Raw genomic sequence first — 12,416 nt, 5'->3', positions numbered from 1 at the left:
CCCCCCCGCCCCCGCGCCGCGCGGCGCGCCGCCTCCAGCCGATCGGCCAGCGCCTGCGCCGCCAGATCCTGCTCGCGGGTGCTGGTCAGCTGCCGCACCTCCGCCGCCTGCAATTCGGCCGCGCGCTGCTGCTGCGTATCTTCCTGTTCATTGACCACCAGCGCCGCCTGCGCCTCGCGCCGCGTTTCAGCCAGGCGTTCCGCCGCCGCCCGCTCCTGCACCGACAACTCGGCCAGGTTAGGCGAAGGCGCCGCCGCCGGCGCAACCGCATCCTCCGCCAGCGCCTGCGCCACGGAAGACGGCTGCAATTCCCCCGCCGCCTGCGCCAGCGCCCCGATCGCAGTATCGAGCGCCGACAGCGCCCGCTGCGGCGACGCATTGAACGCCGCTTCCAGCGCTGGCTGGTCCGCCGCCAGCACACCATCGCTGCCAACGCTGATGCCCGCCTGCGCCAGCCCCGCTTGCTGTGAAGACAGTACCGCTGCCAGCGAAGCCGGCGAGTTCGCATTGACGTTGCCCACCAGCTGCTGCGCCGCATCGGCAAACGCCGCCGCGTCACCGCCGCTGGCGGCCAGTTCACGCACGCTGCGCTGCGCCAGCACAAGATTGGATAGGAATAAGCCCAGGGACGATACGCTCGGCGCCGTCACCGTTGCCGCTGCAGGCTGCGCGGGAACAACAGGCGGCGCAGTATTGGCCGGCACCGGCGCGGTAGCGCTGGGCACTGGATCAACAGGAATCATGCAAGCAGGTTGCCAGAAATCGCACGCGCACATCGTTAGCTGGCGCACGGTGGATGCAGCAGGACAGCCTTATCGTGATCCTTCCACCCCAACCACGATAAAGAGGACCCCGATCATGGACCACAACATCACCTCCAGCGACAACCCAGTCAAAGACCTGCGCGCCGGCGTGCACAGCACGGTCGACAAAGTAGCCGACAATATCTCCAGCATCAGCGAGCAGGTGGGCGCCAAGACCGACCAGCTGGGCGCCGCCTACAAGCGTTTTGCCGAGTCGGGCGCCAACTATGTGCGCAGCAGCCCCGGCAAATCCCTGCTGGTAGCGCTGGCCGCCGGCTACGCCGTGTCCAAGCTGCTCGGTTCGCGCAAGCATTGAACCGGGGAGCATAACGTGGCCACCTCCAAACCTGACCCGGCAAAAAGCGGCGCCGACCTGGCCGCGCAATTTGAATACAACGTCAACAAGGCTGCCGAGCATGGTGCGGGGGTACCACCCGCCGGCGCATCGTCCAGCGCAGCCGATGCGCTGGAAACCGCCAGCACTGCGAGCGAAAGCAACGCCTCGCCCAAGACCGGCAGCGGGGTGCCGCCGCAAGGCGACAATCCCGCCAACGGTCCGCTCGACCGCGTGCGCACCGACGCCAGCGAGCGCGCTCTGAGCACCAACCAGGGCGTACCCATTGCCGATAACCAGAACTCACTGAAGGCCGGCCTGCGCGGGCCGGCCCTGCTGGAAGACTTCATCCTACGCGAAAAGATCACGCACTTCGACCACGAGCGCATCCCCGAGCGCGTGGTGCATGCGCGCGGCTCGGCCGCCCACGGCTACTTCGAGTGTTACAAGGAACTGTCCACGCTGACGCGCGCCGCGCCTTTCGCCGAAGACGGCAAGCGCACGCCGGTCTTCGTGCGCTTTTCCACCGTGGCCGGCGAGCGCGGGTCGACCGATACCGCGCGCGATGTGCGCGGCTTCGCCGTCAAGTTTTATACCGACGAAGGCAACTGGGACCTGGTCGGCAACAATATCCCGGTGTTCTTCATCCAGGACGCAATGAAGTTCCCCGACCTGGTACATTCCGTCAAACCCGAGCCGCACAACGCCATGCCGCAGGCGGCCAGCGCGCACGACACCTTCTGGGATTTCGTCTCGCTGATGCCGGAGTCGATGCATATGCTGATGTGGGTGATGTCGGACCGCGCCATCCCGCGCAGCTTCCGCACCATGCAGGGCTTTGGCGTGCACACCTTCCGCCTGGTGAATGCAGCCGGGCAGTCGCGCTTCGTCAAGTTCCACTGGATCCCGAAGCAGGGCACCCATTCGCTGGTGTGGGACGAAGCGGTGCGCATTTCCGGCGCCGACCCCGACTTCCACCGCCGCGACCTGTGGGAAGCAATCGAGCTGGGCGAGTACCCGGAATGGGAGCTGGCGCTGCAGGTCTTCAGCGAAGAGGATGCCGCCGAATTCCCGTTTGACGTGCTGGACCCGACCAAGATCGTGCCGGAGGAAATGGTGCCGCTGCAGGCGGTGGGGCGGCTGGTGCTGGACCGCAATCCGGACAACTTCTTCGCCGAGACCGAACAGGTGGCCTTCTGCGCCGCCCACGTGGTGCCCGGTATCGACTTCAGCAACGACCCTTTGCTGGCGGGGCGCATCCATTCCTACATCGACACCCAGATCAGCCGCCTCGGCGGGCCGAATTTCCACGAAATCCCGATCAACGCACCGCTGGCGCAAGTGCACAACAACCAGCGCGACGGCATGCACCGCCAGGCCATCCACCGCGGCCGCGTGGCCTACGAACCGAATTCGCTGGGCGGCGGCTGCCCGTTCCAGGCCGGCCGCATCGGCTTCATGAGTTTCCCCGAGCCGGTGCAGGAAGACAAGGTGCGCGGCAAGCCCGAGTTGTTCGCCGACCACTACTCGCAGGCGCGCCTGTTCTGGCAAAGCCAGTCGCCGCACGAACAAATGCACATCGCACACGCCTTCAGCTTTGAGTTGAGCAAGGTGCAGGTGCCGGCGATCCGCCAGCGCACGCTGGCCATGCTGGCCAATGTCGATGCCGCGCTGGCCGACATGGTGGCGCTGCGGCTTGGCAGCACGGTGCCCGACCCGCAGCCCATCGCCGCCGCGTTTGAGCTGCCCAGCTACCAGCCTTCACCCGGCCTGTCGCTGATGTCGCGGCCCGGCCAGACCGGCATCCGCGGCCGCAAGGTGGCGCTGCTGATCGCTGCCGGCTGCGACGAGGCCATGGTCGATACGCTGCAGGCGGAGCTGGAAGGGCAGGGCGCCGTCACACGCCTGGTCGGGCCGCACGTCGGCATGGTGGGCGGGCTGGAGGCCGATATGTCGCTGGAAACCGGTCCCGCCGTGGTGTTCGACGCGGTCGTGATTCCTGACGGGTCGGCGGCGGCCGAAGAACTGTCGTCCAATGCGCTGGCGGTGGAGTTCGTCACCTTGCAGTACCGCCACTGCAAACCGCTGATGGCGGTGGGCGCCGGCGCCATGTTGCTGGGAGCAGCCGGCCTGCCGGCCACGCTGCCCGACGGAGCGCACGACCCCGGCCTGGTCGGCACCGACCCATCCGACCTGCAGCCCGCCCTGGCCGCCTTCATCCAGGCCCTCGCCAGCCACCGCAGTTTCGACCGCGAGACCGACCCGCCCGCCGTCTGAACGCTACAGTCGCGCCCGTGTCCACCTTGGGGTCAGGCTCTTTAGTAGACACGGGTTCTGCCGTAGGTTAGGCGATGGCCGATCCCTATTCCGCGACCGGGGCCGGGGCGTGCTTGTGCGGCTTGCGCACCTTGCGCACCAGGCGCTTGATCAGGTGCTCGGCATCATCGACGTAGGTGAACACGGCCGGCACCACCAGCAGCGACAGCAGGGTGGAGGTAATCAGGCCGCCGATCACCGCCGTCGCCATCGGCGAGCGGAAGCTCGGGTCGGCGCCCCAGCCCAGGGCCAGCGGCATCATGCCCGCGCCCATGGCGATGGTGGTCATCAGGATCGGGCGTGAACGCTTGTGGCAGGCGTCCACCAGCGCGTCGAAACGGCTCATGCCTTCGGCGCGCGCCAGGATCGCGTAGTCGACCAGCAGGATCGAGTTCTTGGTCACGATCCCCATCAGCATGATCAGGCCGATCATGGACGGCATCGACAGCGCCTTCTGCGTCACCAGCAGCGCCACGAAGGCGCCGCCGATCGACAGCGGCAGCGCGGCCAGGATGGTAAGCGGCTGCAGGAAGTCGTGGAACAGCAGCACCAGCACGCCGTAGATGCACAGCACGCCGATCAGCATGGCGATACCGAAGCTGGCGAACAGCGCCGCCATTTCCTGGGTGTCGCCCAGCTCGGCCCGCGTCACGCTGGACGGCAGGTTCTTCATCGACGGCAGGTTGCGCGCTTCTTCATCCAGCTCGCCCAGCGAGCGGCTGCCCAGTTCCACGTCCAGCGTCACGTTGCGGCTGCGGTTCAGGCGGTCGATCTGGGCCGGGCCGGATTCCACCGTGAGGGTGGCGACATTGGCCAGCATTACCGGGCCGTTGCGGCCAGGGACGGTCAGGCGGCCGATGGCGTCCAGGTCGGCGCGCACATGGTCCGGCAGCTTGACGCGGATCGGCACCTGGCGTTCGGCCAGGTTCATCTTGGTCAGCTCGAAGTCGTAATCGCCGGCGGTCGCCACGCGCACCGTTTCGCCGATGGCGTTGGCGGTCACGCCCAGGTCGGCGGCCCTGGCAAAGTCGGGGCGTACGATGATCTCCGGGCGCACCAGCGAGGCGCTGGAGGTCACGTTGCCGATGCCTTGCAGGGTGCGCAGGTCGCGTTCCACCTTGCGCGCCGATTCGATCAGCGCCACTGGGTCGTCCGAGCGCAGCACCAGCTGCATCTTGACGCCGGTATCCGGCGGGCCGACGGTGAAGCGCGCGCCGGGCAGGCTGGCCAGCTTGTCGCGGATCATATTGTCGATATCGGCAATCGATTCCTTGCGGTCGTTGCGGTGCTTGGTGGTGATGGTCAGCACCGCGCGGCGCGCCTCGGCCGCAGCGCCGGGGGCGAAGGCGTCGCCGGAGGAGCCGCCGCCGATGGAGCTGAACACGCCGGTCACCGGCTTGATTTCCATGATGGCCAGGCGCGCCCGTTCGGCAATGGCGCGGGTTTCGGCCAGGGTGGAGCCGGGCGGCAGTTCCAGGTTGACCATGGTCTGGCCGCGGTCGGCCGGCGGTACGAAGCCGGTCGGCAGCAGGCCGACCAGCATGATCGAGCCGACGAAGAAGGCGCCCGCCGCCAGCGCGGTCTTGCCGCGGTTTTGCAGGCACCAGCGCATCGCCTTCATATAGCGCTGCATGATCCAGCCGTCTTCCGCGTGCGGCTTGCTGGTCGGTTTCAGCAGGTGCGCCGCCATCATCGGCGTCAGCAAGCGCGCCACCACCAGCGAGGCCAGCACCGCCAGCACCGCCGTCCAGCCGAACTGCTTGAAGAATTTGCCGGGGATGCCGCCCATGAAGGCGGTCGGCAGGAACACTGCCACCAGGGCGAAGGTGGTGGCGATCACCGCCATGCCGATTTCGTCGGCCGCTTCCATCGCGGCCTGCATCGGGGTTTTACCCATGTGCAGGTGGCGTTCGATGTTTTCGATCTCCACGATGGCGTCGTCCACCAGCACGCCGACCACCAGGGCCAGCGACAGCAGGGTCACGGTGTTGAGCGTATAGCCCATCCAGTACATGCCGAGGAAGGCCGGCAGCACCGACAGCGGCAGGGCGGACGCCGCCACCAGGGTGGCGCGCCAGTCGCGCAGGAACCACCACACCACCAGCACCGCCAGGATGGCGCCTTCGTACAGCAGCTCCATCGAGCCGGCGAAGTTCTCGTCCACCGGTTCGGCGTTGTCGATGGTTTGCACGATGTCGATGGTCGGATGCGCCTTGCGCAATTCTTCCACCGCGGCGCGCGCGTCGTTGGCGACCTGGGTCTCGCTGGCGCCCTTGGTGCGGAAGACCTCGAAGGCCACCACTTTCTTGCCGTCCTGCGCCGCTTCCGAACGCGGCTCGGCGACGGTGTCGCTGACCCTGGCCACCTGCTCCAGGCGCACGTGGCGGCCATCGCCCAGCGGCAGGTCCATCTGCGCCAGTTCCTGCGCGCTTTGCACGGTGGCGATGGTGCGCACCGACTGCTCGGCGCCGCTCACGTCGCCGCGCCCGCCCGGCGCTTCCTTCTGGACCTGGCGCAGCAGGCGCGAAACGTCCAGCGCCGACACGCGCAGGGCGGCCATGCGCTGGTCGTCCAGCTCGACGCGGATTTCGCGGTTCACGCCGCCGACCCGCTTGACCGCGCCAATGCCTTTCACCGCCAGCAGCTTCTTGGAAATGGTGTTGTCGACATACCAGCTCAGGTCCGCGTCGTCGATGCGCGCGCCTTCCTTGGGCGTGACGACGAAGGTCTGGATCACGCGGCCGGCGGTGGACACCTTGCTGACCACCGGGTCGCGCATCTCGGCCGGCATGTCGGCGCGTACCTGGGTCACGGCGTCGCGCACCTCGTTGACGGCGTCGGACAGGTTCTTTTCGAGGATGAATTCAACAGTGATGGTGGCGGTGCCGTCCAGCACCTTGGCGTGGATGTTCTTCACGCCCTGCAGCGTGGCCACCGAGTCTTCGATCTTGCGCGCCACTTCGGTTTCCAGCTGGGCCGGCGCGGCGCCGGGCAGGGAAGCGTTGACGATGACCAGCGGCAGTTCGATGTCGGGGAAGTCCTGCACCGGGTTGGCGATATAGGCCATCCACCCCGCCAGCGACAGCAGGATGAACAGCATGATCGCCGGGACCGGGTGCTTGATCGAGAGGGAGGAGAAATTCACGGCGCCTCCTTAGCGGGCCGGCGCCGGCGCACCGGCATTGCGGACCAGGTCGCCGTCGTTCAGGAAGCCGGCGCCGGCGGCCACGATCAGCGCATCGGCGGGCAGGCCGGACAGCACTTCGATGCGGTCGCCGAGGCGGCGGCCCGGCTGCACCTTGACCTGGCTCACGCGCTGGTCCTGGTTCAGGCGGAACACGTAGCTGAAGCCATCGCGCACGGTGATCGCCTGCTGCGGCACGGTCAGCGCTTCGGAAGCACCAAGCTCGAAGTGGCCGGTGGCGAACATGCCGGCCTTGAAAGGCGGCTGCTTGCCGTTATTCGGCGGCAGGTCGACATAGACCAGGGCGGAGCGGGTCTGCGGGTCGATGGTCGGCGCCACCATGCGCACCTTGCCGGTCAGCTCGCTGCCGTTGGCGGCTTTCACCACGGCGCTGGAGCCGATCTTGATGCCGCGCAGGTCGGCGGCGGTGACTTCGGCGCGCCATTCCAGGCGGGCCTGGCGGATCATGCGGAACAATTCGGTGCCGGGACCTGCCACCGCGCCGACGGTGGCGCTGCGCGCCGAGATCACGCCCGAATCGGGTGCGACTACTTTGGTGTAGCGCAGGCGCAGTTCGGCCGCATTCAGCATGGCGCGGGCCGAGGCGGCGCGCGCCTGGGCGGTGGCTTCGGCGGTGGTGTATTGGCTGATCTGCTGGGCGCTCAGGGCGCCGGTGCTTTCAATCGAACGGGCGCGGTCGGCGTTGGCCTTGGCTTCCGCGGCCGCCGCTTCCGCTTCCATCAGCGCGGCCTTGGCCTGCGCCACTTCGGCCTGCGGGGTTTCCGCTGCAAACACGGCCAGCACTTCGCCCTTGTCGACCACGTCGCCGACGTTGACCTTGACGTCGGACAGGCGCAGCCCGTTCGACTCGCTGCTGATGATGGCTTCCTGCCAGGCGGCGACGTTGCCGTTGGCGGTCAGGCGGTTCGGCAGGCTGGCTTTCTGCGGACGGACCGTGCTCACGGTCAGGGAGGGCTTGGCGGCGGTCTTCTTGTCGTCGGCCATGGCGGATGGCGCCTGGGCCAGGGCGGCGAGCGCGGTGGCGACGGCCAGCGCGGCGACGGCGGACGGGGTGCGGTGCAGTGGTTTCATCATTTTTTTTCCGATCTTATTGCGCGGCGGGCGCGGTCCAGCCGCCGCCTGCCGCACGGTACAGGGCGATCCAGGCGGCGCTGCGTTCGCGCTGCAAGGTCACCACTGTGTTTTCTGCGGCCAGCCGGGTGCGGCGGGCCTCTTCCAGTTCGAGCAGGCTGGCCAGGCCGTTGCGGTAGCGCTCCTCGGTCGCGACGAAGAAGGTGCGGTAGCCTTCCAGCGCGGTCTGCGCGTCGGCGGTGCGCTCCTGGGTGCTTTGCAGCGCCACCAGGGCCTGTTCGACTTCCGCCACGGCCTGGCGCACGCTGGCCTTGTAGTTGGCCACGGCGGCGTCGTAGCGGGCGCGCGCGGCGTCCACATTGGCGCGCCGTACGCCCCAGTCGATGATGGGCAGGGTCATTTGCAGCGGGCCCAGGGTCCACACGTTGGCGGTGATGTCTTCGCCTTCGGCATGCAGGCGGCCGCGCCCCACCGAGCCGGTCAGGCCCAGGCGCGGCAGGCGGTCGGCGCGCGCGCTGGCCACGTCGTAGCTGGCGGCGGCCAGTTCGCGCTCGGCGCTGAAAACGTCGGGACGCTGGCCCAGCACCTGCGCCGGCACCGAATCGACCGCCACGCCGGCGGCCGGCGACAGCACGGCGGTGGCGGCGCTGTCGTCCAGGCGCGCGCGCAGCGCCGGTTCGGGGATGGCGGTCAGCGCCACCAGTACTTTCAGTTCGTTCTGGCAGGCGGCGCGCTGCGCCACGGCGCGGTTGTTGCCGTCGGCGGCGCTGGCGCGCGCCAGCGCATTGGAGGCCGGCGACTGGAAGCCGGCCTTGGCGGTGATGTCGGTCAGGCGGGCGGTATGGGCGCGCGAAGCGGCATCCATGCGCGCCACGGTCAGCAGCTTTTCGCAAGCGCGCAGGCTGTAATACTGGTTGGCCGTTTCGGCTGCGACGGTGACGCGGGCTTCATGCCAGCCTGCTTCGGCGCCCTCGTAGCGCGCGATGGCGGCATTGCGGCGCGCGCGGCCGCCGCCGAACAGGTCGATTTCCCACTGGGCCTGGGCCAGCAGCTGGGTGGTGGTATTCATTGGGGCGCCGGCGGATTGCTGGCTCATTCGCGTGGAAGTGAGCACGCCGGTCAGCGCAGGGGCGAGGGCGGCGCCGGCCGCGGTGCGCTCGACGCGCGCTGCGGCAAAGCGCGCCTGGGCGCCGGCAATGGTGGGACTGGCCGCCTGTGCGGCCTCTATCAGTTGCACCAGCAAAGGGTCGGACTGGTGCTGCCACCAGTTGGCCAGTTCGGCGCTGCTGCCATTGTGCGGCAGGGGCGTATGCCATTGCGGCGGAGCGTCCGCCGCAACCTGCTTCGCCGGCCCGGTCACGCCGCAGGCGCTGAGCGCCAGCACGGCCGCCACGCATAGCGTGCCCTGAATACTCTTCATGCTGTCCTTTCAATTTGCGCAACGTGAATTAAAGCATATAAATCAAACAATTAACATCCCGATACAAAGGAGTCTTTGCCTTCAATTCGGCGCTTAGCGTATAAAGAAAGGACTGTTAATCATTGTATTGGGACGACATCATGCGACGCTGGATACTGATCGCCGCGCTGGCGGCACTCTCCCCGGCCGCCTGGGCAGCGCCGCTGGCCGGCGACCAGGCCGCCCTGCACGTGTTGAACCGGGTGGCGTACGGGCCGCGCCCGGGCGATGTCGAGAAGCTGCGCCAGAGCGGGGTGCAGGCCTATATAGAGGAACAAATGAACCCGCCGGCCCTACCGGTAGCGCTGGCGCAGCGCCTGGACAAGCTGGAGACGCTGAAAATGAGCGCCGGCGAGGCGCTGGCCCGCTTCCAGGAAGCGCGCGACGGCGAGCAGGGCGAGCGCCGCGAAGTGGTGGCGAAAATGGCGTCCGAAGCGGCCGAAGCGCGCCTGCTGCGCGCCATCGAAAGCCCGCGCCAGCTGGAAGAAGTGATGGTCGATTTCTGGTACAACCACTTCAACGTCTTCGCCGGCAAGGGCCAGGACCGCGCCCTGGTGGCCAGCTATGAACGCGACGCCATCCGTCCTTACGTGTTCGGCTCCTTCCGCCAGATGCTGGGCGCCACCGCGCGCCACCCGGCCATGCTGTTCTACCTGGATAACTGGGTCTCCAAGGCCGGCGGCCTGAATGAAAACTATGCGCGCGAGCTGATGGAGCTGCACACGCTGGGCGTGGACGGCGGCTACACCCAAAAGGACGTGACCGAGCTGGCGCGCATGCTGACCGGCTGGACCTACGCGCCCAAGCGCGACGCGCAGTTCGTGTTCGACCCGCGCCGCCACGACACCGGGCCCAAGACCTGGCTCGGCAAGCCGGTCACCGCGCGCGGCGTGGCCGAAGGCGAGTACGCGCTGGACGTACTGGCCGTGCACCCTGCGACCGCGCGCCATATCAGCCGCAAGCTGGCGCAGTACTTCGTGGCCGACACGCCGCCAGCCGCCCTGGTGGAGCGCATGGCGCAGTCCTGGGCCAGCAGCAACGGCGACATCCGCTCGGTGCTGCGCACCATGTTCGCCAGCCAGGAATTCATGGACCAGCAATACGCCGGCGCCAAGTTCAAGACCCCTTACCAGTACGTGGTGTCGGCCTCGCGCGCGGCCGCCATGCCGATGACCGAAGTCAAGCCGCTGGTGGGCATCCTGTCGCGCCTGGGCATGCCGCTGTACGGCTGCCAGACGCCGGACGGCTACAAGAACACCGAGAGCGCCTGGCTCAACCCCGATGGCCTGAGCCGCCGTATCAGCTACGCGCTGACCCTGTCGGCCGGCGCCGATGCCGACACCGTGCAGCAGGCGCTGGGCGCTTCGATTTCGAAGCGCAGCGCCGACATCATCGCCGACAGCAATGAGCGCCTGCGCGCCGCCATGCTGCTGGGCAGCCCCGACTTCATGCAGCGCTAATCCGGAGAGCACGCCATGCAACGACGCCAATTCCTGAACGCCTTTGCCGCCAGCGCCGGCCTGCTGCTGCCGCTTGGCCCGCACGCCTGGGCCGCCACCCTGGCGCCGGGCAGCGGCTCGCCCACCGCGAAAAAGCTGATCGTGGTCATGCTGCGCGGCGCGGTGGACGGCATGAACGTGGTGGCCCCGGTGGCCGATGCCGAATATGCGCGCCTGCGCCCGAATATCGCCCTGGCCAAGCCGGGCGCGGAAGACGGCGCGCTGGACCTGGACGGCTACTTCGGCCTGCACCCGGCGCTGGCGCCGCTGCTGCCGCTGTGGCAGCAGAAGAAGCTGGCTTTCGTGCACGCCAGCGGCTCGCCCGACGCCAGCCGCTCCCACTTCGATGCGCAGGACTATATGGAGTCCGGCACGCCCGGCGTGAAAAGCACCCAGGACGGCTGGATGAACCGCCTGCTGGGCACCCTGCCGGGCGAAACCTCGGCCACCCGTGCGCTGTCGATCGGCCCGGTGATGCCGCGCATCCTGTCCGGCGCCATGCCCGCCACCAACCTGGCCAACGGCCCGGCCGGCACCCGCGCCACGCCGCTCGACAAGCCCGCCATCGGCCGCGCCTTCGACCGCCTGTATGCCGGCAATGAGCGCTTCGGCAAGGTCTACACCGAGGGCCGCGAGGCGCACCAGGAAGTGATGAACGCCGCCAACGGCGGCATGATGTCGGAGATGCAAATGGCCGACAACGGCGCGCCGCTGCCGAACGGTTTCCCCGACGATGCCGGCCGCCTGGCCACGCTGATGCGCAACAACCCGAATATCCAGCTGGCCTTTATCGCGCTGGGCGGCTGGGACACCCACGCCAACCAGGGCGCCGGCAAAGGCCAGCTGGCCGGCCGCCTGCAGCCGCTGGGGCAGGGCCTGGCCACGCTGGCGCAGCGCCTGGGGCCGATGTTCGACGATACCGTGATCGTGGTGATGTCCGAATTCGGCCGCACCGCGCGCGAGAACGGCAACCGCGGCACCGACCATGGCCACGGCAACGCCATGTGGCTGCTGGGCGGCAAGGTCCAGGGCGGCAAGGTGGCGGGCGAATGGAAAGGACTGGCCGACGCCCAGCTCAATGAAGGCCGCGACCTGCCGGTGACCACCGACTTCCGCCACGTGCTGGCGCATGTGGCCGAGCGCCACCTGCAGCTGAATGCCAGCGCCTTGCAGCGCACCTTCCCGAACCTGCCGGCAGGCCCCGCACTGAAGCTGGTTTGAGCAGGCCGGCGCCCCAGGTGCTAGACTGGTCGGAGGAGGTTTGCAATGCTGAGATTTCTCTGGAAACTCATCAGCGACGACGAGCGGTCGGAAGACATCATGGCCGTGCTGCTGGTGGCCTTCAGCCTGGTCGCGCTGGGCTGGTGGGCTGCCCTGGCTTAGGCCAGCAAGCCGTCGATGGCCGCGACCAGCTGCTGCGGGTCGAGCGGATGGGATAGCACGCTGCGGCGGCGTCCCGCGCCCAGTTCCGCCAGCTCATCCTCATCGTCGGGCCGGATCACCAGTACCGGCAGGCCCGGTGCCATTTCCAGTGCGTCCGCCAGGAAGGACAGGCGGCGCGCTTCCACCATACTGAGTTCGCACAGCACCAGATCGTAGGCATGGCTATCGAGCAGGGCACCGGCTTGCGCCGGGTTGGTGGCGCTGCTGACGCTATAGCCGGTGTGGGCCAGGATGGCGGCCACCAGGCCGGCGTTTTCAGGGGCTGCGTCCAGCAGCAGCACGCGGG

The 12,416-nt window shown here is 68.3% G+C and carries 8 protein-coding genes and 1 pseudogene; 4 read left to right on the top strand and 5 right to left on the bottom strand.

Annotated features, from left to right (window positions below; genetic code table 11):
* Positions 1-743: pseudogene (locus AAHE99_RS26420) on the bottom strand (hypothetical protein); the annotation flags it as partial.
* Between the two features lie 115 nt (positions 744-858).
* Between AAHE99_RS26420 and AAHE99_RS26415 the strand changes: the two are divergent.
* Positions 859-1,119 carry a hypothetical protein gene (locus tag AAHE99_RS26415; RefSeq protein ID WP_342120930.1) on the top strand — a complete coding sequence of 87 codons (261 nt, stop codon included), beginning with the start codon at positions 859-861 and terminating at the stop codon, positions 1,117-1,119.
* A 15-nt stretch (positions 1,120-1,134) separates the two neighbouring features.
* Positions 1,135-3,414 carry a catalase gene (locus AAHE99_RS26410; protein WP_342120929.1) on the top strand — a complete coding sequence of 760 codons (2,280 nt, stop codon included), beginning with the start codon at positions 1,135-1,137 and terminating at the stop codon, positions 3,412-3,414.
* 85 nt (positions 3,415-3,499) lie between these two features.
* Here AAHE99_RS26410 and AAHE99_RS26405 read toward each other — a convergent pair whose 3' ends face one another.
* Genes AAHE99_RS26405 through AAHE99_RS26395 form a run of 3 tightly spaced genes read right to left on the bottom strand, consistent with a single transcriptional unit; the run spans position 3,500 to position 9,149 of the window.
* On the bottom strand, positions 3,500-6,598 hold the full coding sequence (locus tag AAHE99_RS26405) for an efflux RND transporter permease subunit (protein ID WP_342120928.1): 3,099 nt from the start codon (positions 6,596-6,598) through the stop codon (positions 3,500-3,502).
* Between the two features lie 9 nt (positions 6,599-6,607).
* Positions 6,608-7,729 carry an efflux RND transporter periplasmic adaptor subunit gene (locus tag AAHE99_RS26400; RefSeq protein WP_342120933.1) on the bottom strand — a complete coding sequence of 374 codons (1,122 nt, stop codon included), beginning with the start codon at positions 7,727-7,729 and terminating at the stop codon, positions 6,608-6,610.
* Between the two features lie 16 nt (positions 7,730-7,745).
* Positions 7,746-9,149: an efflux transporter outer membrane subunit gene (locus AAHE99_RS26395; protein ID WP_342120927.1), complete on the bottom strand. Its 1,404-nt coding sequence runs from the start codon at positions 9,147-9,149 to the stop codon at positions 7,746-7,748.
* 140 nt (positions 9,150-9,289) lie between these two features.
* On the opposite strand from AAHE99_RS26395, the gene AAHE99_RS26390 reads away from it, so the two are divergent.
* Complete coding sequence (locus AAHE99_RS26390; RefSeq protein WP_342120926.1) at positions 9,290-10,648, top strand: DUF1800 domain-containing protein; 1,359 nt, start codon at positions 9,290-9,292, stop codon at positions 10,646-10,648.
* Positions 10,649-10,663: 15 nt separating this feature from the next.
* Positions 10,664-11,908 carry a DUF1501 domain-containing protein gene (locus tag AAHE99_RS26385; protein WP_342120925.1) on the top strand — a complete coding sequence of 415 codons (1,245 nt, stop codon included), beginning with the start codon at positions 10,664-10,666 and terminating at the stop codon, positions 11,906-11,908.
* 158 nt (positions 11,909-12,066) lie between these two features.
* Here AAHE99_RS26385 and AAHE99_RS26380 read toward each other — a convergent pair.
* The coding region (locus tag AAHE99_RS26380) for a response regulator (RefSeq protein ID WP_342120924.1) at positions 12,067-12,416 on the bottom strand (350 nt) is incomplete at its 5' end.

The organism is Pseudoduganella sp. OTU4001, from assembly GCF_038440195.1.
Lineage (GTDB): Bacteria > Pseudomonadota > Gammaproteobacteria > Burkholderiales > Burkholderiaceae_D > Rugamonas.
This window is presented reverse-complemented; position numbering and strand designations above follow the sequence as displayed.

What these genes read in the sequence shown, in the direction of transcription:
- AAHE99_RS26415 (WP_342120930.1), top strand. Translation starts at nt 859, where the DNA reads ATGGACCACAACATCACCTCCAGCGACAACCCAGTCAAAGACCTGCGC.
- AAHE99_RS26400 (WP_342120933.1), bottom strand. Translation starts at nt 7,729, where the DNA reads ATGAAACCACTGCACCGCACCCCGTCCGCCGTCGCCGCGCTGGCCGTC.
- AAHE99_RS26395 (WP_342120927.1), bottom strand. Translation starts at nt 9,149, where the DNA reads ATGAAGAGTATTCAGGGCACGCTATGCGTGGCGGCCGTGCTGGCGCTC.
- AAHE99_RS26390 (WP_342120926.1), top strand. Translation starts at nt 9,290, where the DNA reads ATGCGACGCTGGATACTGATCGCCGCGCTGGCGGCACTCTCCCCGGCC.
- AAHE99_RS26385 (WP_342120925.1), top strand. Translation starts at nt 10,664, where the DNA reads ATGCAACGACGCCAATTCCTGAACGCCTTTGCCGCCAGCGCCGGCCTG.